The 23,497-nt window shown below is 68.6% G+C and carries 30 protein-coding genes; 21 read left to right on the top strand and 9 right to left on the bottom strand.

Going from position 1 to position 23,497, the window contains the following annotated elements; translation table 11 throughout:
• The first annotated feature begins 149 nt into the window (after window positions 1-149).
• Window positions 150-554, top strand: a complete 405-nt coding sequence (locus tag ACFPLC_RS08445) for a ribonuclease domain-containing protein (protein ID WP_378205488.1) — start codon at window positions 150-152, stop codon at window positions 552-554.
• Between the two features lie 43 nt (window positions 555-597).
• On the opposite strand, the gene ACFPLC_RS08440 is transcribed toward ACFPLC_RS08445, so the two are convergent.
• On the bottom strand, window positions 598-891 hold the full coding sequence (locus tag ACFPLC_RS08440; protein WP_378205491.1) for a hypothetical protein: 294 nt from the start codon (window positions 889-891) through the stop codon (window positions 598-600).
• A 215-nt stretch (window positions 892-1,106) separates the two neighbouring features.
• On the opposite strand from ACFPLC_RS08440, the gene ACFPLC_RS08435 reads away from it, so the two are divergent.
• The 3 genes from ACFPLC_RS08435 (at window position 1,107) to ACFPLC_RS08425 (ending at window position 3,059) form a co-directional block, all read left to right on the top strand.
• A complete protein-coding gene (locus ACFPLC_RS08435) occupies window positions 1,107-1,523 on the top strand; it encodes a hypothetical protein (protein ID WP_378205494.1) in 417 nt (138 codons plus the stop codon).
• Between the two features lie 325 nt (window positions 1,524-1,848).
• Window positions 1,849-2,445 carry a hypothetical protein gene (locus ACFPLC_RS08430; protein WP_378205496.1) on the top strand — a complete coding sequence of 199 codons (597 nt, stop codon included), beginning with the start codon at window positions 1,849-1,851 and terminating at the stop codon, window positions 2,443-2,445.
• Window positions 2,442-3,059: a GNAT family N-acetyltransferase gene (locus ACFPLC_RS08425; protein ID WP_378205497.1), complete on the top strand. Its 618-nt coding sequence runs from the start codon at window positions 2,442-2,444 to the stop codon at window positions 3,057-3,059. The genes ACFPLC_RS08430 and ACFPLC_RS08425 overlap by 4 nt, the downstream gene beginning before the upstream one ends.
• Here ACFPLC_RS08425 and ACFPLC_RS08420 read toward each other — a convergent pair.
• The 4 genes from ACFPLC_RS08420 to ACFPLC_RS08405 form a co-directional block, all read right to left on the bottom strand.
• The gene (locus tag ACFPLC_RS08420; protein WP_378205499.1) at window positions 3,054-3,941 is read right to left on the bottom strand and encodes a phosphotransferase family protein; all 888 of its coding nucleotides are present in this window, start codon (window positions 3,939-3,941) and stop codon (window positions 3,054-3,056) included. The genes ACFPLC_RS08425 and ACFPLC_RS08420 overlap by 6 nt on opposite strands.
• Before the next feature lie 20 nt (window positions 3,942-3,961).
• Window positions 3,962-4,132, bottom strand: a complete 171-nt coding sequence (locus ACFPLC_RS08415) for a hypothetical protein (protein WP_378205502.1) — start codon at window positions 4,130-4,132, stop codon at window positions 3,962-3,964.
• A 35-nt stretch (window positions 4,133-4,167) separates the two neighbouring features.
• Window positions 4,168-5,343, bottom strand: a complete 1,176-nt coding sequence (locus tag ACFPLC_RS08410) for an IS701 family transposase (RefSeq protein ID WP_378205504.1) — start codon at window positions 5,341-5,343, stop codon at window positions 4,168-4,170.
• A 92-nt stretch (window positions 5,344-5,435) separates the two neighbouring features.
• Window positions 5,436-5,897, bottom strand: a complete 462-nt coding sequence (locus ACFPLC_RS08405) for a glycine-rich domain-containing protein (RefSeq protein ID WP_378205507.1) — start codon at window positions 5,895-5,897, stop codon at window positions 5,436-5,438.
• Window positions 5,898-6,575: 678 nt separating this feature from the next.
• On the opposite strand from ACFPLC_RS08405, the gene ACFPLC_RS08400 reads away from it, so the two are divergent.
• Window positions 6,576-7,484: a hypothetical protein gene (locus ACFPLC_RS08400; protein ID WP_378235760.1), complete on the top strand. Its 909-nt coding sequence runs from the start codon at window positions 6,576-6,578 to the stop codon at window positions 7,482-7,484.
• Between the two features lie 14 nt (window positions 7,485-7,498).
• Window positions 7,499-7,975: a hypothetical protein gene (locus ACFPLC_RS08395; RefSeq protein WP_378205513.1), complete on the top strand. Its 477-nt coding sequence runs from the start codon at window positions 7,499-7,501 to the stop codon at window positions 7,973-7,975.
• A 7-nt stretch (window positions 7,976-7,982) separates the two neighbouring features.
• On the opposite strand, the gene ACFPLC_RS08390 is transcribed toward ACFPLC_RS08395, so the two are convergent.
• Together ACFPLC_RS08390 and ACFPLC_RS08385 are read right to left on the bottom strand one after the other, a co-directional pair.
• Window positions 7,983-8,246: a hypothetical protein gene (locus tag ACFPLC_RS08390; RefSeq protein WP_378205516.1), complete on the bottom strand. Its 264-nt coding sequence runs from the start codon at window positions 8,244-8,246 to the stop codon at window positions 7,983-7,985.
• Window positions 8,243-9,082 (bottom strand): Scr1 family TA system antitoxin-like transcriptional regulator, encoded by an 840-nt coding sequence (locus ACFPLC_RS08385; RefSeq protein WP_378205519.1) that lies wholly within the window; start codon window positions 9,080-9,082, stop codon window positions 8,243-8,245. Before ACFPLC_RS08385 ends, ACFPLC_RS08390 begins: the two co-directional genes overlap by 4 nt.
• Before the next feature lie 258 nt (window positions 9,083-9,340).
• Here ACFPLC_RS08385 and ACFPLC_RS08380 point away from each other — a divergent pair, with 258 nt between their 5' ends.
• From ACFPLC_RS08380 to ACFPLC_RS08370, 3 genes are all read left to right on the top strand, one after another.
• On the top strand, window positions 9,341-10,363 hold the full coding sequence (locus tag ACFPLC_RS08380) for a helix-turn-helix domain-containing protein (RefSeq protein WP_378205522.1): 1,023 nt from the start codon (window positions 9,341-9,343) through the stop codon (window positions 10,361-10,363).
• 36 nt (window positions 10,364-10,399) lie between these two features.
• Entirely contained in the window at window positions 10,400-11,053 is a 654-nt protein-coding gene (locus ACFPLC_RS08375; protein WP_378205525.1) for a YdcF family protein, read from the top strand.
• Window positions 11,054-11,212: 159 nt separating this feature from the next.
• Complete coding sequence (locus ACFPLC_RS08370) at window positions 11,213-13,834, top strand: MFS transporter (RefSeq protein ID WP_378205528.1); 2,622 nt, start codon at window positions 11,213-11,215, stop codon at window positions 13,832-13,834.
• On the opposite strand, the gene ACFPLC_RS08365 is transcribed toward ACFPLC_RS08370, so the two are convergent.
• Both ACFPLC_RS08365 and ACFPLC_RS08360 read right to left on the bottom strand, forming a co-directional pair.
• Window positions 13,831-14,217 carry a winged helix-turn-helix transcriptional regulator gene (locus ACFPLC_RS08365; protein ID WP_378205530.1) on the bottom strand — a complete coding sequence of 129 codons (387 nt, stop codon included), beginning with the start codon at window positions 14,215-14,217 and terminating at the stop codon, window positions 13,831-13,833. The two genes, ACFPLC_RS08370 and ACFPLC_RS08365, sit on opposite strands and share 4 nt — an antisense overlap.
• A 306-nt stretch (window positions 14,218-14,523) precedes the next feature.
• Window positions 14,524-15,294, bottom strand: coding sequence for a prepilin peptidase (locus tag ACFPLC_RS08360; protein ID WP_378205533.1), 771 nt, complete (start codon window positions 15,292-15,294; stop codon window positions 14,524-14,526).
• 61 nt (window positions 15,295-15,355) lie between these two features.
• On the opposite strand from ACFPLC_RS08360, the gene ACFPLC_RS08355 reads away from it, so the two are divergent.
• The 12 genes from ACFPLC_RS08355 (at window position 15,356) to ACFPLC_RS08300 (ending at window position 23,486) form a co-directional block, all read left to right on the top strand.
• Window positions 15,356-15,715, top strand: coding sequence for a hypothetical protein (locus ACFPLC_RS08355; RefSeq protein WP_378205536.1), 360 nt, complete (start codon window positions 15,356-15,358; stop codon window positions 15,713-15,715).
• Window positions 15,709-16,698: a hypothetical protein gene (locus tag ACFPLC_RS08350; RefSeq protein ID WP_378235759.1), complete on the top strand. Its 990-nt coding sequence runs from the start codon at window positions 15,709-15,711 to the stop codon at window positions 16,696-16,698. The genes ACFPLC_RS08355 and ACFPLC_RS08350 overlap by 7 nt, the downstream gene beginning before the upstream one ends.
• A gap of 96 nt (window positions 16,699-16,794) precedes the next feature.
• Complete coding sequence (locus tag ACFPLC_RS08345; RefSeq protein WP_378205541.1) at window positions 16,795-17,493, top strand: hypothetical protein; 699 nt, start codon at window positions 16,795-16,797, stop codon at window positions 17,491-17,493.
• Window positions 17,493-18,329 (top strand): chromosome partitioning protein, encoded by an 837-nt coding sequence (locus tag ACFPLC_RS08340; RefSeq protein WP_378205544.1) that lies wholly within the window; start codon window positions 17,493-17,495, stop codon window positions 18,327-18,329. Before ACFPLC_RS08345 ends, ACFPLC_RS08340 begins: the two co-directional genes overlap by 1 nt.
• The gene (locus tag ACFPLC_RS08335) at window positions 18,326-19,741 is read left to right on the top strand and encodes a CpaF family protein (protein ID WP_378205547.1); all 1,416 of its coding nucleotides are present in this window, start codon (window positions 18,326-18,328) and stop codon (window positions 19,739-19,741) included. The genes ACFPLC_RS08340 and ACFPLC_RS08335 overlap by 4 nt, the downstream gene beginning before the upstream one ends.
• Window positions 19,738-20,649 (top strand): type II secretion system F family protein, encoded by a 912-nt coding sequence (locus ACFPLC_RS08330; protein WP_378205550.1) that lies wholly within the window; start codon window positions 19,738-19,740, stop codon window positions 20,647-20,649. Before ACFPLC_RS08335 ends, ACFPLC_RS08330 begins: the two co-directional genes overlap by 4 nt.
• Before the next feature lie 8 nt (window positions 20,650-20,657).
• The gene (locus tag ACFPLC_RS08325; RefSeq protein WP_378235758.1) at window positions 20,658-21,539 is read left to right on the top strand and encodes a type II secretion system F family protein; all 882 of its coding nucleotides are present in this window, start codon (window positions 20,658-20,660) and stop codon (window positions 21,537-21,539) included.
• A gap of 37 nt (window positions 21,540-21,576) precedes the next feature.
• Entirely contained in the window at window positions 21,577-21,762 is a 186-nt protein-coding gene (locus ACFPLC_RS08320; protein WP_378205555.1) for a hypothetical protein, read from the top strand.
• 10 nt (window positions 21,763-21,772) lie between these two features.
• Complete coding sequence (locus ACFPLC_RS08315) at window positions 21,773-22,198, top strand: TadE/TadG family type IV pilus assembly protein (protein ID WP_378205588.1); 426 nt, start codon at window positions 21,773-21,775, stop codon at window positions 22,196-22,198.
• Complete coding sequence (locus tag ACFPLC_RS08310; protein WP_378205558.1) at window positions 22,195-22,644, top strand: TadE/TadG family type IV pilus assembly protein; 450 nt, start codon at window positions 22,195-22,197, stop codon at window positions 22,642-22,644. Before ACFPLC_RS08315 ends, ACFPLC_RS08310 begins: the two co-directional genes overlap by 4 nt.
• The gene (locus tag ACFPLC_RS08305; protein ID WP_378235757.1) at window positions 22,527-23,081 is read left to right on the top strand and encodes a hypothetical protein; all 555 of its coding nucleotides are present in this window, start codon (window positions 22,527-22,529) and stop codon (window positions 23,079-23,081) included. The genes ACFPLC_RS08310 and ACFPLC_RS08305 overlap by 118 nt, the downstream gene beginning before the upstream one ends.
• 12 nt (window positions 23,082-23,093) lie before the next feature.
• Entirely contained in the window at window positions 23,094-23,486 is a 393-nt protein-coding gene (locus ACFPLC_RS08300; protein WP_378205564.1) for a hypothetical protein, read from the top strand.
• Window positions 23,487-23,497 lie beyond the last annotated feature (11 nt).

Raw genomic sequence — 23,497 nt, 5'->3', positions numbered from 1 at the left:
GGAACGGGCAGAACCTCGTGGCAGACGGAGTTTTCGGCATGTAGCAACGTCCCGTCGCCGGAAGTTCACCGGATCGGCCCGTTCCCGGTCGCCTCCCGGCGAAGTGTGGCAGCGACCATTCCGGTGCCCGTACGTGACGAGGAGGTTCCGTGCCCGCTTCTCTGCTTTCCCGGACTGCGCAGCGGCTGGCCGTGACCGTCACCGCGGTGGCGGCCACGCTCGGTGTCAACACCACGGTCGCCGACGCCACCGTCTACAGCTCCTGCACACAGACCCGCTGCACGGATGCCCGCTCGGCCAACACGACCTGGCAGAGCAAGGGCTACCCCGGCACCCGAGGCTGGTACGACTGGCCCGGCGGCAAGTGCAACTACGCGGGCGGCACCTACTCCAACCGCGAAGGCGAACTGCCGGCCGGCCACTCTTTCCGCGAGTTCGACGTCTACCCGCGCACGTGCGGCGCGGCCCGGGACGCCTACCGGATCATCGTCGACCTGACCACCGGCGTGGTGTGGTTCTCGCCCAACCACTACACGGACTTCTACAAGATCTGATTGAGCCGAGGTCAAGGTTGTGCCCGGCACGGCCAGCCCCTGCTCACAGCTGTTCGGCCAGAAGCTTCGCGACCCAGCGGTGTGCGGTCGTGCAGGCTTCGGCTTCGCTGCCGCGCACGTGCTCGACGACCTCGCCGTCAGACCACAGCATGACGGCAACAGTGTCCGGCGAGATCGGCGTGAGCCCGACAAGTCGGCGGCGCCCGTTCTGCTCGACAACCCGCTCCGCGGTGAGCCAGTGACCGCTCGTCCCGGTGCGGGTGACTGTCCACGCGGGATCTGTGGCCAGTTCGGCCACAGATCGCGGTACCGGCCTTTCGGGCAGTTGATCGATCATGCCTCCAGCCTCGCACGAGCAGTGTCTATTGGTGATCCTTGGGTAAATACCGAGTGAACAACGCTTAGGCTGACGACCTGCACCCGCCGCCGACCTCGGTCGGTGGCGGGTACTCGCCGGGTGGCGCACCATCCACGTGCCATCAGCGGTGTCACCGGATGGGCGTGATCCACTACGGTGTGTCGAACCTGGGGCCGCGACCGCAAGGAGCCCTCATGTCCATCACCATCACGGTGGCCGACTGGACGATGACCGCGTCCGGCGACACTGCGAGCTTCACGCACGCCTCCGTCGGCGGCTACTGGGCGCCGCGGGTGTGGAGCGGTCACGGGCTGGCGATGGCCGTGGGCGACCTCCCGGCTTTCGAAAAGGTGCTGGGCGAGCTGATGAAGCAGCCGATCTACTGGCTGGCCCGGGCGCGTCGACGGGACGTCGGGGCTGGGGAGGCTGCGGTCTGGTTGGAGCCGCGGTATGACGCGGAAGACGAGATCGTTTATCTGGGCGGGCCTTGCCGGGCCGAGGGGGCGGCCGCGGGCTATCGGCCTGCCTCGGCTTTCGTCATCGACTTGGTCCATCTGCGCGGCCTGCGAATCAGAATTGCCGCTTATCGGGTCACTGCCGGCTGCCGCTGAGCGTGTCGAGACCCGGGCGCGCACCCTGCGCTCTCTGGGCTGGCTCGCTTGCTCTGTGTCACAGGCCCGATCGTGGAGGGGTGACTCGACCGTGTCGACTTGACAGCGTCTGCGCTACCCCGCAGTATCCGAACAAGTGTTCGATGAATTCGGGTTTGCTCGTGGCTTCCCACGCGGGCGTCTCCGGTGCGTGTTCGTGGTGCTGGAGGTGCGTGGTGGTGGTACCGAAGGCAGTCGCAGGGCTCGCGGCGATCCCTGGCGTCCGCACGGCCGCTCAGCTAGGCGAGCCGAGCCTGGACGGTCGGCATCAACCGGCTCTCTGCCCTTGGCGCCGGCGCTGGCCGAGCTGGTGCCAGGTGGGTTGCGGCGCGGCAGTGCGGTGTCGGTCTCGGGCTCGACCGCGCTGGTTCTCGCGTTGTTCGTCGAAGCCACCCGCGAGGGATCTTGGGCGGCGATCACCGGCATGCCGGACATCGGCGTGGTGGCAGCCGTGGAGTTGGGCGTCGAGCTCGATCGGCTCGCTCTCATCCCCGATCCCGGGGCCGAGGTCGCCGCGGTGCTGTCGGCCCTGATCGACGGGTTCGATCTGGTCGTGCTCGGCCCGACGATCGCGCGCGGCATGCAGCCGCAGCTCGCGCGCCGGCTGGCCGGACGGGTCCGTAACCGGGGCGCGGTCCTGCTCGCTGCGGGGCCGTGGCCCGGCGCCGACCTCGAGCTGCGCGTGTCGAACCGCCGGTGGCGCGGTCTCGCCGACGACGGCTTCGGCCATCTGGACTTCCGTGACGTCGTCGCGACCAGCCGCGGCCGCGGTGCTGCGGCTCGCCCGCGCACAGTCGCGCTGGGACTCCCGGGCCGCGGCGGTGCAGTCACCATCGCCGTGAAGGCGTCCGTCGGCCGGGGGCGCAGCGAGGTCGCCGGATGATCGACCACACCGGCGGGGCCGTCCGGTCGGGTACGCGTGGCGAGTTCGGGAGGCTGATTCCGATCCGGCCGGCGACCGGCAACCTCGTCGCCTGCCTGCGCGGCCACCGGCTCGACCTGGACCTCTACGACAAGCTCAAGCCCTACAGCCACCGCTACCGGCTGCACGGCACCCTCTGCGAGGTCTGCCGAGCACAGGACGGCTGCGATCCCGGAGCCCGGCGCCTCGCCGAGTGGGCGCACCTCGACGTCACGGTTCAGTACGAGCCCGGCGCAGCCCCTGGCGACGGGCTCGTCCTGGTCGCTCACGCACCGGTTGCGGGAACGCGGGCAGGCCGGATCGAACTCCATCTCGACGGCACCGAAGTCGGTGCGGTGACCGCCAGCCCGTGCGTGAGCTGCCGAGGGGCCACTCTCGACTACGTCCACGTCGCGGCCGACTATCGGCGCCTCGGCTTCGGCCGCACGCTCGTGGCGGCCGCGACGGCCCGTGCACCCTCGTACCGGTGGACGGCTCCGCTACCGGACGGCCCGGTCGCCAAGTCGTTCCGTGCCCGGATCGCCATGCGCCGCAACGGCCTGCCTTGTCATCACCCGCCACGGATGAGATCATAGATCGAGGCGGTGACGAGCCCATGATCGGGCCGCCGCGGTGAGAGCGGCGCGGTGAGCCAGCGGCTGATGACGTTCGAGGTACTCCCAGATGCCCCAGATCGCGACTGCGAAAGCCGTCTTGGTTTCGGCCGGGGTTTGCTGCCAGAGCGGGAGCTGCTCCGCCCAGGTCTCCGCAGCCGCGGGATCGTGGCCGGCCTCGATGAGGCGGGTGACGAGGAAGGCCGGATCGACTGCCGCATTGGCGTTTCGCGACCAGGCCCAGTCGACGATGCGGACTCTTCCGTCGTTGGTGAGCAGGTTCAGGGCGTGCAGGTCGGTGTGGGCAAGCGTGCTGCCCGTGACGTGCTCGACCGCGGTGGTCTCCCAGCTCGTCAGCTCGTCGATGTGGTCTAGGGCCCACGGATCGAGATCGTCGGGAATGTCCTTGGCGAGACGTCGCCAGGCAGCCAGCCTGGCCCACTGCTCGGTCAGGGGCGGTGCGTCGACGGGCACCGTGCTCAGGCCGGCTGTCATCACCGTGACGGCATCCCGCACCGGTTCCAGGTCGGCGGAGCCTGGGGAGAGGTCGACGTGGTGGCCGGGAGAGTGCTCGAAGCCGAGCAGAAGCCAGCCGTCGGCTTCGGTGTGCCACAGCAGGCGAGGAGCGACCGCGTGCGGCAGGACTGGATTGACCGCGACTTCGTGGCGGTGCATGCGGCCGCGCTTGCCGTCTGCGTTGGCGATGCCCTTGCAGAAGATGGTGCCGGTCTCGGTGTGCAGGGTGGCGGAGAAGTCGGAGTTGCGGCCTGCGTCGGGAAGTGCGGCGTTGTGTACGTGGCCGGTTTCGCGTTCGATCGCGGTTTGCACCGCGGCGGGCAAGGCTTCCCAGGTGCTGCGCGGCATCGCGTCCCGTCCTTCTAGTACTACAGGGCTAAAGCTTGGGTCTTGAGGCGTCGCCGGAAGTGGTGACGGCGGGCCTCGGCTTGGTGCTGGCGGCGGAAGCGGGACCAGTGCAGTGTGTGCTGGATGGCTTCCGCCGCTTGGCCGATGACGTTGAACAGGCGTGCGATCTCGGCGATGGTGAGCGGGATCATTCTCCTATGTTGTCGCCGCGTTGAGGGCGCCTCGACTATCGTTGATCTTGCGGTTCCTTGCTCACCGGACGGGGATTCGCCTTCCCTTTTTTGTTTGCGTGCTGATGGGCGCAGACTGTGAGAAAGACGTGCGCGAGCATCGCGAGGGTGACGTGCCGATACCAGGCGTGGTAAAGCCGGACCTGGTAGTCGTCCAGGCCGACACCGCCTTTGGTGGCTTCGAAGCATTCTTCGATCGGCCACCGTGCTCCGGCGACCCGCACGAGCTCGCCGAAACCTTCCCGGCGCGGGTTGTAGCAGTGATAGAAGGCGAGCTCGCCGTCGTCGATCGAGCAGCGGATCAGATACTGATGATCCGCGACGTCGGACTCGAGCAGCGCCCAGTCATAGACCCGGAAACCCTTGGTGCCGATCCCGCAGGCGCGACGCTGCCAGGCGTGCGGCGCCAGCCGACCGGCTCGCTCGCTGATGCTCGCGGTCGCTCCGGCGATATCGGTGAACTCGGTCGTCTTCGGGATCGCCATCACATACGCGATCCCCGCCTTTTCCAGATGGGTGCGCAGTCCGGGGTTCTGGCCGAACTCCTCGTCCGCGGCGAACCACGCGAACGGCACGCCACGATCACGAGCCCGGTCGATCATCACCGCGACCTGCTGCGGCCTGGTGGCAAACTCCAGATCCTCCGGAATCCCCGCTTCGGCGCACCGCTGCCGGTCGCCGAACCACGACTTTTCCGGAATATACAACTCACGGTCCAGCAGCACACGCTCCCGGCCGCTGGTCACGTACGCCAGAAACGTGCCGATCTGACAGTTGTCGATCCGTCCCAGCGTTCCCGAATACTGCCGTTGAACACCGGCCGACTTGCGTCCTTTCTTCGCGAAACCGGTCGGATCGGCGACCAGAACAGCACGCGGGTCGGACAGATGCTCCATCGCGTAGTCGCACACCACGTCACGAAGATCCTCGGCATCCCAGGTCGCGAGATTCAAGAACCGCTGCATCGCCTTGGGCTCTTTCTCCCCGGCGTACTCGGCGATGGTCCACCCGTTCTTACGCGCGATCGGCGAGAGCAAACCGCGGACGTACTGCTCCGCATGCCGACGCGAGGACGGGTGCACAAACAACGACGAGAGCCGGCCAAGAACTTCGTCGAACTCGGCCGACCACTCTTCCAGGTCCGTCATCGACACCGCATCAGCATCGACCATCGGATCATCCGCGAGACACACAGGCATGCCACAGGATCTCGCATCACCGGCCCACGGAGCCCAACGACACGCCCACTTTTAGCCCTGTAGTACTAGGCCGCGGGCGGCGGCGGGTCCTCGTGGCAGCCATTGTGACAGCCTGTGCAGCTGCCGAGCGCGGTACGTGGCCACAGCGCGTCGTCGAGGCGGAGGCCGAGCCGCCGCATTGCCGTGGTCGTCCGGGCGAAGACGGTCGCGGGTGACTCCCCGCTATTCTCGCCGTCGGTGGGTACGTGGTGGAGGAACCTGCCGGCGACGCGGTCGCAGAAGGCGGCGTACTCGTGGGTGTCGAGGATGAAGGTGTGCCAGCCGATGTCGACGAGCTCGCTCGGGGCGAGCGGCGCGCCGACGTTGGAGCCGCAGGCGGCGAGGAACGCCAACGCCTGGTCCAGGATGCGTTCGGCGAGGTCGCGCTCGAAACGTTCCGTTGTGATGATGCGGCTGGTCAGGCGTTGGAAGAGGTCTGCGGAGACGAGGGACCGCCCGGTCCGGTGCGTGCTGATGGTGATCGACATCGAGTTCTCCTCGGATTCGGAGCGCTGGACGAACTCAGCTTCGGCGGCTCCGCTACTCGGAGGGAGGCCAAGCTCAGGGGCGTCGCGGGGAGGCGCGGGGCAGACCGGGGCAGATCAGCCTCACACGGTGACTCAATGCGCAGGCCTGGCTACACTCGGCGTGACCGGGGAGGGTACGTGCCGGAGCCGAATCGTCTTTTGCGGGCAGCGCGGGAACGACTGCCTTCGCCGAGCGTGCCTGGTGAACGCGCGTCCCGGGCCGATGTCGCCGACGGGGTGACTCGTTGGTTGTGGGAGACGACCCGCACTCGGTATCCCTTCGATGCGCACTACGTCGCGAAGCTTGAGCGTGGCGTCGTCCGGTGGCCGAGCGCGGCCTACCGAGCCGCTCTCCGACACGTCTTGGGCGCGGCGGACGACGCCGCGCTCGGCTTCGCCACCCCCACACGTTCTTCCGGCCCGGCCGTACCGTCGTCGTTCAGCGCGTGGCAGGCCGACGCCGTCGTTGAGGGGGCTGTCATAACAACTGAGCAGGACTTGGTGCCGACGTCCCGTCGGAGTTTGCTGGCGACTGCCGTGGTGCTGGTCGGTTCTGCGCTGGCTACGGAGTTGACGCCGTTTCTCTGGCCGGTCGCAGCAGTGGCAAAGCCTCGCCAGGGTGCCAGCGCCTTCAGGGCGGTGGAACTGAGCTCGGTAGAGGAGTTCGTCCGGTTCTTGCGCCGCGGACGTTCTATCAGCGGCTCCGTCGCCCGCTCGGTCGCCGTGGCGCAGCTCGACTCCCACCTTCGCCGCCTGAAGGCAGCTCCGTCCGGCACGGCGGAGACGCGGCGCGCTTTCCGTGTCAGCGCTGAGCTCGCCGACATCGTCGCAACGATGGCCTGGGACGAGGCCGCGCACGGTGCGGCGCAGCGCTACTTCAAGCTGGCGGCTCAGCTGGCCCACGTCGCCGGCGATGGCGCCCTTGCCGCGGTCGCACTCGCCTCGCTGGCCCGACAGTGCTTCGATCTCGATCAGCCGGCCGACGGCCTGGAGGTCGTCCAGCTCGCCCAGTACGCCACGCGCCGGACAGCCAGCCCACGGCTGCGAGCTGTCCTGGCCACCCGTGAGGCCTGGGCGCACGCTCAGCTCGGTGACGCGCTCGCGTTCCGGCGGTCCGTCCGGCTCGCCGAGGACTACTTCAGCGAGGGGTTTCGGGACGGCGACGCAGCGACCCCCTCGGTCCGGAGCTTGGACGAAGCCGAGCTGATGGGTGTCATCGGTGCCCGCTACCGCGACCTGTCGCGGCACGATGCCCGGCACGCGGCCCACGCCCAGGACTACATCGGCCGCGCGATCGCCTTGCGCGATCCCGATCGGGTTCGCAACCGCGTCTTCGACCTCGTCGGGCTTGCTCGCGCCCATCTGATCACCCGCGAGCCGGAACGCGCTGCCGAGCTGATCGGCATGGCCCTGCCTGATGCTGCGCCGTGGACGTCGGGCCGGGTCGGGGTCAAGCTGCGGGACTTCCATCGGGAAGCCGGGGCGTTCGCTACGGTTCCTGCCGTGCGCGACGTCCGCGAGGTCGTCGCGGCGAAGCTTGCCGTCTAGGAAGAGGACACTCCGTGGTGCGCATCGGAATCACCGGCCACTCCAACCTGACCGACGCCACCGCGGAGCTCGTGGCCGGCGAGCTCCGCGAGATTCTGAAGGAACAGCGCGACGGCCTCGTGGGTGTCACCTGTTTGGCCCGCGGCGCCGACCAGGTCTTCGCCCGGGTCGTTCTGGAGCTGGGCGGGACGCTCGAAGTCGTGCTGCCGGCGGCGGACTATCGCGAGCGCAAGGTCAAGCCGAACAACGCGGCTGAGTTCGACAGCCTTGTCGCGAACGCGAGCGTTCACACGCTGCCGTTCACCGAGTCGGACCGCGACGCATACATGGCCGCCAGCGAACACGTCCTGTCCATCGTGGACAGGATGATTGCGGTTTGGGATGGCGGGCCCTCCGGTGGCCACGGCGGCACGGCGGACGTTGTCGAAGCGGCAAGGGATCGAGGGCTGGATGTCGCGGTCGTCTGGCCGGAGGACGCTGCCCGGATCTGAAAAGCCTTCAGCGATGGCCGATCCGGTCGCGGCGTGAGGGTATTCCCCTCCGCTGCCGGAGGACATCGTCACAGGGCTCGCACTGCTGATGGATGCGTTCGTCCCGACGTTCACCCGAGAGTTTGAACTCCACCTCGCCGGATTCGCCGCAGAGCATAGTGACGGTTTCGCCGCGCTGTGGCACCGCGGTGAGATCCATCCGGTGCCACTTACCGTTGAGGACCGGCTGGATCGTCAGCGGGTCGACGTAGATGACGGCGTCGACCATCACGACGCCCGAGCCTGAAGGGAATCGAGCCACGCTTCGATCGTCGCTGAGGGGGCAAAGGCGCGCTCTAGCAGCGCATTCGCGTTGTCGTGGTACTTGCTCAACACCGACTTGTCCGTGCCGTACGTGGTGCAGTGGCTGTGCCTAAGCGCCACCGCGATGGGCCCAGGACCGTCCTCGAAGAGGGTGAATGCCGCGACGGAGCTGGGGCCGGACGGAATGACTCGGATGGTGATATCTTTGCAGCGTTCTGCTTTGCAGAGCAGTCCGATTTGCTCAGCGCCGTCAGGTTCGTTGTAGGCCATGCGCAAAGCCTGGTCGCCGATTAGAAAAAAGTACCGGCGCCCGCCCTGCTCCATTGTCCGCCGACGGCACTGGCGGTGGAACAACTCTTGGTCGTGACGCTCCGACTGCACACCGGTTTTCTCGTCGGGCGCGGTTGGTGGCGGCGTGGGCACCAGGAGGTCGGGGATGTAGAACGGCGCCCACTCCACGATGCGGCTCGACAGCTGCTCATATTCCCACAAGAGATCGATCAGTGGTGATGCGGACTGGTCGACGAAGTTCGGAATTCCGACTTGCCTGGCGATATCCATGATCTGGGTGAACTCGTTCCGGGAGACCCGGAGGCAACCGAGGATGCTGGCGACCAGCGTGGGCTCGGGATCGTACTTTCCCAGCTCCACATTCGACAATTTCTGGGCGCTGATTCCCAGCATGCGTGCCAACTCGCGGAGTCCGATCTTCCGGCGCTCGCGGGCGTCGCGCAGTCCGACGCTGACGGCGAGTACGGCAGGCTTGCGAGTCGAGATCATGATTCGGTCCTTGTTCGTGGTCATGGGTTCGGTTGATGCCGGTCTTGGGTGGCACCCCGGCGGCCAGGACTCACAGGCGGTTGTGCCGTGGAAGGTCGCCCGTAGCCTCGGAGGGGAGGCGAGGCGGTCGACCAGCCACCGGGGTGCCGAAATCGACCTTCGCGGGTCGTCCAGCTGAATCACCAGGGCGTACATCCGGGGCGAATCTGTAGGAGATCTTGCGTTCAAGCTTCTGACCTGCGGTAATCTGATGACCTCAGGCGGTGATCGAGGGAGTGAATCATGGGAACGCGGCGCCACGGGCTCATCCGCGCCCGTAAGGCAGCTGGCTACACCCAGGAGACGCTGGCCATCGAACTGGGCCTCGACACGACTACCGTCGGGCAGTGGGAACGCGGTAAGTCGGAGCCGTTGCCTTACAAACGGCCGAAACTCGCACGGGCGCTCGGCGTCACGTCGCGCGGCCTCGAAGAGCTGCTGGCCGAAGGCGCTGCCGTGGTGTCGCGTCCGAGCGCTGACTACGAAACTTGGACCGACGACCTGGACCGAGTCGCCGTCTGCCTCGGCCGCCAGGAGTTCGACCTGGCGAAGCTCCTGCTGGATCGCTGGACCGGCCGGCTGGTCCCCAGCGGCGATGGCCGCGGGCTCTACCTCTACGGCCGGTCGCTACGGCTTCTCGGTGATCTGCGCCAGGACCAAGGCGTCCTCACCGGACCGATGTCCGCTCGGCAGAGCTATGGCCGCGCCATGGCGGTGTTCCGCGAGCTCGGCTCCGACCGGCGGGTCGCGCAGCTCGAACTCCAGCTGGCTGTCCTCGATGAGATGAGCGGCAACCATGAGCCTGCCGCCGAACAGTATCGGCAGCTGGCCACGGACACCCGCCTCGACGCCCGCGACCGCACCCGCGCCCAGCTCTGGGTCGGGACCGCGCTCAGCAAGGCGGGCCGGAACGCGGACGCCATCACCTTCATCAAGCCCGCCATCCGGCAGTTCGAGGCTCTCGAAGAGCCGCAGGACTGGTCGGTGGCGTTTCAGAAGCTGGCCCTGGCGCACCGTGGTGATGGCGACCTGAGCCAAGCCGGCGTCGCCTTCCAGGTGGCGCTCGACCACCGGCCCGGCGACGCACCCATGCAGCGCGTTCGCCTCGACACCGCGCATGGCCACCTCCTGCTGTCCGACCCCGCCACGGCCGATAGCGGGCTCAAGCTGCTGGAGGGCGCCGCCGCAACCTCGACGCAGTACGGGATGATGCATCAGCTACAGGCCATTTCGGGCATTCGCCGCGCGTACGAACGCCAGGCGTAAGCCCGCGCACGCGACCCGAGGGAGTACGAACGCGCCGTGACGCGGCAACTTACCGATGTGGAGTGGTACGACGCCGAGCTCGTGTGGGACTTCCACCAGGTCCACCACGAGATTTATGCATGCGACGTCGCCATCGCACTGGGATGCAACGACATCGGCGTCGCCGAGTACGCGGCCGAGCTGTATCACCGCGGCATGTTCAAGACCGTCGTCTTCACCGGTGCGACCAGCCGGGACACCGCCGCCATCTTCCCGCGCGGCGAAGCCGTCCACTTCCGCGAGCGCGCCCTGGAGCTGGGCGTGCCGGACGCCGCCATTCTGGTCGAGCCTGAGGCCGCGAACACCGGCGCCAACATCACGCTCTCCCGCGACCTGCTCATCGGGGCCGGGCGGACACCGGACTCCGTGCTCCTCATCTCGATGCCGTACATGGAGCGGCGGGCGTTCGCGACCTGCCGGCGCCTGTGGCCTGAAGTCGCGGTGACCTGCACGTCGGCACCGCTGACGTTGGATGAGTACGTCAAGACGATCGGCGACGCCGCCGAGGTCGTCGACATGATGATCGGCGACCTACAGCGCGTGATGGTCTACCCCGAACGCGGCTTCGCCATCGAGCAGCCGGTGCCGCCGGCCGTGGCGGCCGCGTTCGATCGCCTGGTCGCGGCGGGATTCAACAGCCGCCTGCTCTGATCGGCGGAAGTCGATCAAGTCAGTAGCGGACCGTCACGGCCGTGCTGCGATTGGGTGATCTGTCGCTTCTTGTGTCCACATGGACACGGAGCGGGCATACCGTGGTTCTTCCAGGTAGGGGGCCTGCCGGGCGAGTTTCGACGGCGGTGGGGAGGGCCGATGACCGAAACCGGATCCCGCGGTTTTGCGGCGGCGCTGCGATGTCGTGAGTTCCGCGCGCTGTGGCTCGCCGAAGCCTTGTCGGTCTTCGGTGATCAGGTTGCGCGGGTGGCGCTCGCGCTGCTGGTCTACGCGCGCACGGACTCCGCGGCGCTGACGGCGCTCACCTACGCCCTGACCTTCGTGCCGGCGATCCTGGGCGGCTTCTTGCTCTCCGGTCTGGCGGACCGCTGTCCGCGCCGGACGGTGATCGTCGTGACCGACGTCGTGCGTGCCGTGCTGGCGGCGGCGATGGCCGTGCCGGGGATGCCGCTCTGGATCCTGTGGGCGTTGATCGGCTCCCTGACCATGGCTGCGGCGCCGTTCAAGGCAGCTCAGCTCGCGCTTCTGCCGGACGTGCTTCCGAACGGGCTGTACCAGGCCGGTCTCGGCCTCCGGCAGATCAGCACACAAACGGCCCAGGTGGCCGGCTTCGGGCTCGGCGGCCTGCTCGTGACGAGCTTGAGCACCAGCGGCGCGCTGCTGGTGAACGCCGCGACGTTCCTGGTCAGCGCCGTTGTGGTCGCCGCGGTGGTCCGAACTCGTCCCGTCAGCCGAGCCGAGACCAAGACGACGCCGCGGTCAGCTTCGGTGGCCACCGACCCGCGCATGGTCGCCATCTACATGCTGGCCGCGATGATCGGATTTCTTGTCGTACCTGAAGGCTTAGCGGCGCCGTACGCGAACGCGGCGGGCCTGACGTCGATCGGGGTCGGCGTCCTGATGGCGGCCGATCCCGTCGGCAGCGTGCTCGGCGGCTGGCTGGCCAGCCGGCTCCGGCCCGATACCGCGCTCACGGCGAAGCTGGTCGTCGTGCCGGCAGCGGCGTCCGGCCTGCCCCTGATGGCTTGCCTCGCGCTACCCGGCGCTTGGTGGGCCGCAGGCCTCTGGGCGGTCTCGGGTGCGCTGTCCACCATCTACTTGATCCGGCTGCAGGCGGTCGTCGTCGAGCTGGTGCCGGACGCGCGCCGCGGCACCACGATGGGACGGCTGAGCACCTGCCTCTACAGCTCGCAGGGCATCGCGATCCTCGGCGCCGGCGTGGTCGCCGAGCGGGTCAATCCCGTCTTCGTCGTCGCCGCGTCGGGCGCGGTGGCGTCACTCTCCGCAGTCGCGGCGGGGTTCGTCTGGTGGGCGGCTCGACCTCGGCAGGCGAGAACTGCCGAGGACGAGCCCGCACCGGTGGATTCAGCGCGCTCAGAAGTCCTTGTTACGCATAGTGACCCCCTCCCGGAGCGTCCGGCGGCGGGAGGTGCCGAGGTGCGGCAGCCGGAGCTCGAGGACCTCGGGTCCTCCCCTGGGAACGGAAGCGAGATCAGTATGCCGAACGAGGGGGTCGCTGAGCGCTCCGGTTGGTCACGATGGGCTATCTGGTTGCTACCGTGGCCCGCCGCGGTGTTTCTGCTGGTCATCGACGCTATCGCGGTAGCGGCCATCGTCTTCGACGCGAGGGCCCCGATGACATGGCGAGATGTCGTGTCCTGCGGGTTGATCGTCGGGCTCGGCATCCTGGCCGCGGAGATGACCCGACGGGTCGAGCGGCGGCGACGGCGGTTCTCGGACACCCCGCACGTCAACTTCTCGTCCGTGTGGACCCTGGCCGCCGCGCTGACCCTCCCGACCGCCTTGGCAGCCCTCGTCGCCGTGCTGCTGTACCTGCACCTGTGGCTGCGCAGCTGGCGAGGCGTCGCCGGCATCCACGCGCACCGCGTCATCTTCAGCACGGCTAACGTCATCCTCTCCTGCCAGATCGCCGGGTGGGCTGCGCGGCAGCTGCACGTCGTGCCGCCCGGCCAGGAAGCCGGCGTCTGGACCGCGGTCGGCTTGGCCTCAGTGATCGCGGTCTACTTCGCCGCGAACTCGACGATCGTCGGGGTGGCGATTGCGCTCGCCAGGCGAAGCCTTTTGTTCAAGCGGCTGCTCGGCGCGCTCAACGAGAACATCCTCGAGCTGGCGACGCTGTGCATGGGCGCGCTGACGGCGGTCCTGCTGACGCTGCGCCCGTGGCTCGTGATCGTGTTGTTCCTGCCGCTCTACGCGCTGCACCGGAGCGTCCTGATCCGCCAGTTCGAGCACGCCTCGACCACCGATTCGAAGACCGGACTGCTCAACGCAGCGACTTGGCATGCGATCGCCGCGAAGGAGATCGACCGAGCTCGCCAGCACGGCTTCGACGTCGGTGTCCTGATGATCGACATCGACCACTTCCGCGACGTGAACAACGTTCACGGCCACCTAACCGGGGACAAGGCGCTCGTTCTGGTCGGCAACGCCATCCGCAGCGAAGTCCGCAGCGACGATCTCTGCGGGCGATTCGGTGGCGAGGAATTCGTCGTCCTGCTGCCGGGCAGCTCGCCGGACGCGATTCACGCCATCGCGGACCGCATCCGGGAACACGTCGAACGCACCGTCATCGAGCCGGACTCCGGCCCCGGCTTCCACGTCAGCGTGTCGATCGGTGCAGCGGCCTTCCCCGCGGCCGGCGGGTCGCTGGAGGAGGTCTTGATCTCCGCCGACAACGCGCTGTTCGCGGCCAAAGACGCCGGGCGCAATCAGGTTCGAGTCGTCAAGTCGACCGCCTAGCGATGACCAGGGCTGTCCGTACGAGCTTGGTCGTGCCGCTGCTGCGACCAGGTGGCCAGCGGACGCAACGCGCGCAGAAGCGCGCGGCCGTCGGGTGACAGCTTGTACCAGACATTGGAGAAGGCGCTGCCTTCCGCGCGTCGTTCGACCAGCCCGTCCTGCTCGAGCCGCCGGAGGGTGTCGGTCAGCGTGCGAGCCGTCAGCGGCTTCGAGTGCGCCGTCCAGCCGGAGCGCTCCTCGGCCTCGTTCACCTCGTTCCGCAGCTTGGTGAACTCCAGCTCGCCGAGCGCGAGGGTCGCGAGGACGGCGACGGTCCAGTCACCCCGCAGCAGGGCAAGCACCTCGTACACGCTCTGCCGGTACGGCACGTCCCAGTCATCCACACCAGCAGACCTATCACGAAGTGCCGCCCGGCTTGCCCCGGTCGAGATCTTGCCGTCCTTTGGACAGGACACCTTCGTCCGAACGAGTGAAGATCCGTCGACTGAGTCCAGACTCACCCGTCGACTTACCTTGCACTCAGCCGAGGTCAGCCCGCTAAACCGGAAGGCACCCCGGGCTCCGGCGCCTGGGAACGGAAGAGGAATCAAAGGGGACGGTGGCCGGCCGTGTCTGGCGAGAAGGACGGCCGGTCACCGAGACCTACAGGGGGAGTTGCGATGACGTGTTCGCTTGAGCCGATCAACCGGCTACCCGTTGGCGAGGAGCATGGCTGCCAGGGCCCCGGCGATCAGGAACGGTCCCATGGGGATTGCGGCCCGGCGACGACCGAGACGCATGATCGCCACCGCGAGCGCGGCGGTCAGCCAGGGCAGCAGGCTACCGAGGGCGAGCGTTTGCCAGCCGAACCAGGCGAGCGCCGAGCCGAGAGGAACGGCCAGCTTCACGTCCCCGCCGCCGAGCTGGCCCGGTGCCATGAAGTACACGGCGAGGAAGAACGCGGCGGTCACGGCCGCACCGGCGAGGGCGCGAGCCAGCGAACCGGCGTTGTGGTCGACGACAGCGGTGGTGATGACGGCGGCAAGGACCGAAGCGGCGAGTCCGAGAACAAGCGGATTCGGCAGGCGACGGTGGTGCGCGTCGGCGAAGGCGAGGGGCACACCGAACGCCACCACGCTCGCCGAAACAGCGAACTGAGCAACGCCGGAAGCGCGCCAGGCGAGAGCGCCGACGAGCGCGGCCGCGATCACGAGCTGGGCCGCGACCTGTCGCCGGGGAGTACGGACCACGAGCGCACCGCCGATCACGACCGCGAAGGCGGCCGTGATGCCGGTCAGGATGAACAGGGGTAGCGGAATGATGTCGACTCCGTCAGGTGCGGTTCGTCCATCATGGACGAAGGTGTCAACCCACGCGATCTTGCTGGGCGTCGCCGCGCTCACGGTCAGCGCGTGTTCGAGCGACGGTTCTTCATCGCCGCCGGCGTCCGCGTCGATCCCGCCCAGTACGAGTTCGTCCACTCCCAAACCAACCCCCGCACGGCAGCAAGCGATCGATGCCTACACCGGAATGTGGCGTGCCATGGTGAAAGCCAGCGAGACGTCGGATTGGCAGTCACCCGAAGTGGTGAGGTACGCGACCGGCGATGCGCTCGGGGTGATCAACCGGAGCCTCTACACCGACCACCTCAACGGCGTGGTGTCGAAGGGTGAGCCTACGACGAGTCCCAAGGTCAGCAAGGAAGAGCCTCCGGACAATCCGACCACGGTAATGGTTTCAGACTGTGGGGATGACACCCACTGGTTGAAGTACAAGAAGGATGGTTCGCCGTTCAACGACTCCCCAGGAGGGCGGCGGTCGATCACCGCGGAGGTCAAGAAGCAGGCAGACGGATCATGGAAGGTTACCCGCTTCGCAGTGGAGGGAGTCGGGTCGTGCTAGGGCGTGGAATCGCGATAGCAGGTTTTGCGGCGTCCGCCTTGGTCCTCATCGCCTTACCGGCGTTGGCAAGCGGATGGGGCTACACCGACTGCAGCCAGTACCCGAATCCCGGCTGCGAACTCGGAGCGGGCAAGGGCGGCCAGCAAGGTGGCGACCACGGCAACCAGCCGAACAAGCCCGGAAGCCCGGGACACCACAACTCCGGCGGCGGACCTTCGGATCCCGGCGGAGACACGATTATCGGCGGCGGCAACCTGGCCCAATGCGGCTACGAGCGCAGCGGATACCAAGGACCACCGCCCGGGAGCGCTCAGCCGGCAGCGTTCCATGTCCCGCCGAGGACTGGACCGGCCACGGCGGTGCCCGCTGCCTATCGGCGACTCGCGGGCGCGCAGCCGCCGTCCGGTGCCTGGTACGTCTACAAGTGCACCGGGGCCGGCTTCCGAGACGCCCTGTACCGGCCACCCGTCTGGATCGCGGACGGTGAACCAGGTCCGGCGCCGCTGCCATCGCCCGCTGAGCTCGCCGCGCAGGCGCGGAACCAGCTGCGTCTGCCCGCGCCGAAGATCGAGGCGAATCCGGCCGGCGACCAGCTGGTCACCCTGCCGACCTGGCTGTGGCTGGACCGGAGCAGCTGGGGCGACGTCTCGGCGACCGCGTCGGTGCCGGGCGTTTCGGTGACCGCGGTCGCCAAGCCGACCTCGGTGACCTGGTCGATGGGCGAAGGTGGCTCGGTGACCTGCACCGGCCCCGGTTCGCCGTTTCCCGGAGGCGGCGACGCGAAGAGCGCGTCGCCGGACTGCGGCTACACGTACAAGACGTCCTCGGCCGGCCAGCGCTCGGACGCGTTCCCGGTGACCGCCACGGTGAACTGGACCGTGACGTGGTCGGGCGCAGGCACGGGCGGCACGTTCCCGAACATGACGACCTCGGCCTCGGCGGCGTTCCGAGTGGCGGAGAGCCAGGGAATCGCGACCGGCTGAGGGCCCGGCACGCACAACACAACCCCGTTGAGAAAAGGCACGTCGAACACCTGAGTCGACGCGTCGCGATGGCGTCATGCCTTGAGGAGGTCGGTGGTGACCACTACCGCAAGTTCAACCAGCCCGGACGCGAAACCCGCGTCGCTGAACTCGTGGGCGAGCCGTGATGGCAAGACGCCCGGACGCCTGACTGGCGGAGGCCGGCGCCGGAGCGTGCCCTACCTGCTGCTCGGTGTCCTGCTGGTCGCCGTTTGCTCGGCCGGAGGCGTGTTCGCCGGGATGCAGCTCGGCGACCGGGAAAGCGTTATCGCACTGGCCCGTGCCGTTGCCGTGGGCCAGCTTCTCGAGGTGCAGGATCTCAAGCAGGTCAGCATGGCGGCGGACCCCGGAATGGACGTGCTGCCCGCGTCCGCAGCGTCCACTGTGGTCGGGCAGCCGGTGGCTTTCAGCCTGCCCGCCGGCTCGCTGGTGACCCGCTCGGTCCTCGGCGTTCCTCAGGTTCCTGCGCCCGGCAGGGGTGTCGCGGCGGTGGGGCTCAAGCCGGGACAGTTTCCGCCCGACCTGTCGCCCGGAACCACGGTGGCGGTCCTCGCTACGCCGGGGCAAAGCCCAGCCGTCGGAACGCCGCTCGGCCAGACATCGTCATGGACCGCGGTGGTGACCGCCGTTGCCGCCCGGGAGACCGAGCAGATCACCGTGGTCTCCTTGCAGCTGGCCGAATCGGACGCTCGCGCGTTGGCTTCTGCCCCGGCGGGCCAGCTCAGCCTCGTCGCGATTGCCGGGGGAGGACGCTGATGCTGATCGCCGTCTGCTCACTCAAAGGCTCGCCCGGTGCCACCACCCTGGCGACCGCACTCGGGGCCTGCTGGCCGGCCCAGCAGAGTCCGATCGTCGTCGAAGCCGACCCGTCCGGCGGCGACCTGATGGCCCGCTTCCGGCTGCCCGACACGCCGGGCCTGGTCAGCTTGGCTGCAGCGGCCCGAGGCCGCGGAGGTGCCGACCGGAACCTGCTCGTCCAGCACGCACAGCCTCTGCCAGGCGGCCTGCGGGTCGTGCCCGGCCCGGTCGGCGCCGAACAAGCTCGTGCAGCGCTCGCGGTGCTGGCCTCCGGAGTCTCGTCGCCGCTGCGTCGCGCGGCCGACCAGCCGGACACCGTGGTCATCGCCGACTGCGGCCGGGTCGATCCCGGTTCTCCCGCGCTGCCGATCGTCCGCGGCGCCGACGCGATGATGCTGCTCTCCCGCCCGCACGACGACGAGCTCGCGCACGTCGCGCTCAAGCTGCAGGCCGCCCAGCAGTGGTCACGCCGACCGTGCCTCGTCCTGGTGGGCGACGGCTACTCGACTGCGGAGGTCTCGCAGACGCTGCAGATCCCGGTGATGGGCCGGGTGCCTGCCGACCCCAAGGGCGCGGCGATGTTCAGTGGCCAGGGCACGAGCCGGCGCGGGGCGGGCAAGTGCGCGCTTGGTCGGGCCGCGGCAGCGCTCGCGCTGAATCTGCACGGGCGCCAGCCCACCACCGCCGACGGAAATCGACCACCGCACCTGCGGTTGTCGGTTGTCGGCGAGTCGGTCCCAGGCGTACCTCCGCAGCGGGTTGGCCCGCACATCCGGAACGGGGCGATGCCATGACGCGCCCCGACCTGGCCGTGCCGGTCAACGGCCGCCCGCACGTGCCTGGGCCGACAGACCTTCCGCACCGGCCTGCTGGTGAGACCGCGGCGGTGGAACGGCTGCGGCAGCACCTGCGCGACGAGCTGTCCAGCCAGCTCAGCCACCGCGTCCGGGCCGACGAGTCCGCTGGCCGGCCGCCGATGGATGCACCGGCACGCCGTCGTCTGGCCGAGGCCATCCTGACCGACGCGGCCGAAGCGCACGCACAGGCCGAGCTACGCAACTCCGCGGCCGGCGGGATGCTCGTGGCCCCCGAGGTCGAGCAGCGCGTGATCCGCCAGGTCCTCGACGAGATCTTCGGCCTGGCCGGTCTGGAACCGCTGCTCGCCGACACTGACATCGAGAACATCAACATCAACGGCGACCGCGTCTTCGTCAAGCGCGCTGACGGCGGTCGCAAGCGTTTGCCTCCGGTGGTCGGTTCCGACATTGAGCTGATCGAGCTCATCCGGGACCTGGCGACCCGTTCCGGTGTGGAGGAGCGAAGGTTCGACCGCGGCAGCCCGATCGTGAACTTCCAGCTGCCCGGCGGCGGGCGCGTCTCAGCTGTCATGGCGGTGACCGCGCGGCCGTCGGTGTCGATCCGCCGGCACCGATTCACCAAGGTCACCCTGGCCGACCTGCGCAAGAACGGGACGATCGACCTCGCCCTCGAGAGCTTCCTGAAAGCCCTCGTGAAGGCGAAGCGGAACATCCTCGTCACCGGCGGCACGGCGATCGGCAAGACGACCATGCTGCGCGGCCTGGCCTCGGCGATCCCGCCGTGGGAGCGCTTGGTGACGATCGAGGACGTCTTCGAGCTCGGCCTCGGCGAGGACGCCGACGTCCACCCGGACGTTGTCGCGCTGCAGGCCCGCGAGGCGAACATCGAGGGCCAGGGCGAGATCTCGCTGTCGGACCTGGTGTGGCAGTCCCTGCGGATGAGCCCGGACCGGGTCATCGTCGGGGAAGTCCGCGGCCCCGAGGTCATCCCGCTGACCAACGCGATGTCCATGGGCAACGACGGCAGCATGGGCACCCTGCACTCCTCCAGCAGCCAGGGCGCGTTCACCAAGCTCGCCGCCTACGCGGTGCAAGGCCCGGAGCGGCTGCCGATGGAGGCCACCAACCTCCTGGTCGCCGCCGCGCTGCACTTCGTGGTTCACCTGGAGAAGCCCCGAGACGACCCCAGCAAGCGGGTCATCTCCTCGATCCGCGAAGTCGTCGGCGCCGACGGCGCCCAGATCATCAGCAACGAGGTCTGGCGGCCCGGCGCGGATCTGCGCGCGGTGCCCGGCGCGCCGCTGCGCACCGACACCGTCGACCTGCTCGTCGAAGCGGGCTACGACCCGGACCTCTTCGAGCAGCGCGAAGGCTGGTGGACGCCATGACCATCGTCTTGCTGGGCGTGCTCGGAGGCGGTGTCGCCGTCGGGGCCCTGCTCATCGTCGCCGGTCTGCGCGGTCGGCCCGCGCGTGTGGTGACGTCGTCGCGGCTGAGCACCTGGCTGGCCGCACGGCACGACCGCAAGCAGGTCGGCTTACTCGTTGTGGCCGTGCTCGCCGGCCTGGCGGTTGGCGTGGTCACCAGCTGGGTGGTCGGCGGCATCCTGGCCGTGGTCGCGGTGGTCGGACTGCCGCGGATCCTTGGCTCGAACGTCGACCACCAGCGCCAGCTCGAACGCATCGAGGCGATCGCCGGGTGGACGGAGATGCTGCGCGACACCCTCGTCGCCGCGGCGGGGCTGGAACAGGCCATCCTCGCCACCTCCGCTGCCGGCCCGGAGGCAATCCGCGAGGAGATCACCGAACTGGCCGTCCGACTGGAAGGCGGCGAACGCCTCGCACCCTCCCTGCGCCACCTCGCCGACCAGCTCCGCGACCCGACCGCCGACCTGGTGATCTCCGCACTCGTGCTGGCCGCCGAGCACCAAGCCCGGCAACTGGCCGACCTGCTCGGCGAACTCGCCGCAGAAGCCCATGAACAGGCGTCGATGCGCATGCGGGTCGAAGCCGGGCGCGCCCGCACCCGGACCAGCGTGCGGGTCGTCGTGATCACCACGCTCGTCTTCGCGGTCGGGCTGGTGCTGCTCAACCGCGGCTACCTCGCCCCCTACGACTCCGCGTTCGGACAGATCATGCTGCTGCTCGTCGGCGTGCTGTTCACGGTCGCCTTCACCTGGCTCGGGCGGATCGTGCGCCAGCGCGAACCCGAGAGGTTCCTGACCGAGCTGAGCACGATCCGCCCGCACGACGCCGACGTCGATGACCTGCTCACCGGGAAGGGGGCGTCATCATGATCGAGGCGTTGCTATGGGGATCCGGGCTCGGCGTCGGCTTGTGGGCGCTCGTGGTTTACGTGTTCCCGCCGCGGCCGGCGCTGCGGGCCCTGGTCGACCGGCTTCACGCGGCGCCAGCGCCGCCGCCGATTCTCACCGCCGAGTCCGACGGCTGGGCGCTGCGTGTCGGGCGCCCATTCGTCAAGCCGCTGGCCGCCCTGGGGCTGCCCCACGGCAAGCCGCGCAACGACCTCGCGGTCACCGGTAAAGGAATCGAGCACTACCTGGCCGAGAAGGCCGCGCTGGCGCTGGCCGGGTTGCTGCTGCCGACCGTGATGCAGGTGCTGCTCGTCGTGGCCGACGTCGGCCTCTCCTGGCAAGTTCCCGCGGTCGCCGGTCTCCTCTTCGGGCTCGGCGGATTCCTGCTTCCGGACATCCGCGTTCGAAAGGAAGCCGAGCGGCGCCGTTCCACTTTCCGGCACGCGTTGTCGGCCTACCTGAATCTCATCCGGGTCCTGCTGGCCGGCGGCGCCGGTGTCGACGGCGCGCTGTCGGATGCGGTGGGCATCGGTAAGGGCTGGGCGTTCCAGCAGCTTCGTCGCGCGCTGGTCACCGCCAAGCTGACCCGTACCACGCCGTGGGCCACCCTCGGTCAGCTTGGTGGCGAGCTCGATGTGCACCAGCTCTCCGAGCTCGCCGCGTCGGTCAGCCTCGCGGGTACCGAAGGCGCCCGGGTCCGCGCGAGCCTCGCGGCCAAGGCGGCGGCATTGCGTACTCGCGAACTCACCGACGCCGAAGGCGATGCCCAAGCAGCCACCGAACGGATGAGCCTGCCCGTGGTGATGCTGTTCATCGGTTTCCTCGTCTTCATCGGATATCCCGCTCTTACCAGCGTGCTGGCTGGCTTGTGAGTCCACTTCAGACCGTCGTACCTCCAAGGAGAAGCTGATGTTGAACGAAGTTCAGATTCTGATCGCCCGCGTCCGTGTCGAGCTTGAACGGCTCCGCCATGACGAAGGCGGCTACTCAACCGAAGCCGTCGTGGTGACCGCTGCCTTGATCCTCCTGGCGATTGCCGTGATCGCAGTCATCGTCGCAAAGGTGACCGAGAAGGCCAACGGCATCACCCTCTAGGCAGGTGAACATGATGCCTCGAAACGTACTGCGCCGACTTCGCACGGATGAGCGCGGAGCCGGCACGGCCGAGCTCGTCATCGCGACCCCGCTGCTGTTGCTGCTGATTCTGCTCATCGCTCAATTCGCGCTGTACATGCATGCCGTCCACATTGCTCAAGCCGCTGCGTCCCAGGCACTGTCCGCGGCACGAATCTCCGGCGGCAGCTCAGCCACGGGTGACACCGAGGGACAACGAGTCCTCACGCAACTGGGCAACGGACCGTTGCGGCAGACCTCGGTGAACGTCCAGCGTGGAGCTGCCCAAGTATCCGTGACGGTCACAGGAACCGTGACCAGTCTGATCCCGTTCACAACCCTCGCGGTCCACGCAGAAGCCGTTGGGCCAGTGGAGAAATTCACCCCGCCGAGCGGAGCCGAGGCGGTGACACCATGACCGCGGCCCGCAGCCTCCTTGCGCTACGGCGGGACGACCGGGGATCCGCCGCGGCCGAGCTCACCCTCCTGACCCCGGTGCTGATCCTGCTCTTGCTGTTCGTCGTCTTCTGCGGTCGGCTGGCCGATACCAAGCTGCGGGTCAACGACGTCGCCCACCAGGCCGCCCGCGCCGCCACTCTGGCCCGCAGTCCATCGCAAGCCACCGCCAACGCCCAGGCCACCGCCAGCGCGGCCTTGCGCTCGGCCGGGGTCGCATGCCAGTCGCTGTCAGTGTCCGCCGAAACCCAGGGGCTCAAACCTGGGGCCACGGTGACCGTAACCGTGACGTGCAGCGTCGGACTCGGCGACCTGACCTCGCTCGGTGTGCCCGGCAGCCGGACGTTCGAGTCCACCTTCTCCTCGCCGGTCGACCTCTGGCGCGGCACCTCTGGAGGTACGACATGAGGTCGATCGCAGTGCTACGTCGGCTGCGCGACGATGAAGAAGGCCGGGTTACCGCCTTCGTCGTCACCATCGCGCTCGCGGCCCTCCTCTTCGCCGGCCTCGTACTCGATGGCGGGCTGGCACTGGCCGCCAAGGTCCGCGCGATCGGCGAGGCGCAGGAGGCCGCGCGGGCCGGCGCTCAGGAGATCGATCTGGCTGCGTACCGCGCCGACGGCTCGCTGCGCCTGGTCCCGCAGCGGGCGGGCGCCGCGGCCCGGAGTTACCTCGCCGCCGCGGGGCACACCGGCAGCGTGTCGGTTACCGGAAACAAGGTCGCCGTAACCGTCACCATCGACCAGCCCACCCAGCTGCTCGGGCTCGTCAGCATCGCCTCGATCACCGTAACCGGAGCCGGACAAGCTGAACCACAGCGCGGAATCTCCGGCGTACTTCCATGAGAGGACTCGAAAATGGCGACTACCGAAGAGATCGAACGCCGCGTCGAGGAAGCTGACGCGGCCCGCAGCGCGAAGAGGACCGAAGCCGCGCGGCGGGTCGGCGAGCTCGTTCAGCAGCGGACTGAAGTGGCCGAGAAGCTCAGCGAGATCGACCAGAAGCTCGGGGACGTCCTCGTCGGAGCGAGTGACGTCATCGGCGTCGACGAGCTGGCCAAGTTCACCGACGTCCCGGCTGCCGACCTCGCCCAGTGGCGCGACGGCCGCAAGACGACCCGAGCCAGGCGCAAGCGGCAGACCGCGAGCGCGCCTACCCCGAAAATCAGTCCGAGCGCGCCGCCGACGGTCGCCGGGACGCGGATGTCGGCCGCCGATGCGTCCACACGGGCTCCCGTGCCGGTGCCGTGACTTCCCAACCG

The organism is Amycolatopsis plumensis (genome assembly GCF_042652605.1).
Lineage (GTDB): Bacteria > Actinomycetota > Actinomycetes > Mycobacteriales > Pseudonocardiaceae > Amycolatopsis > Amycolatopsis plumensis.
Note: the sequence above shows the minus strand (reverse complement) of the source record. Positions and strands in the feature narration are given on the sequence as shown.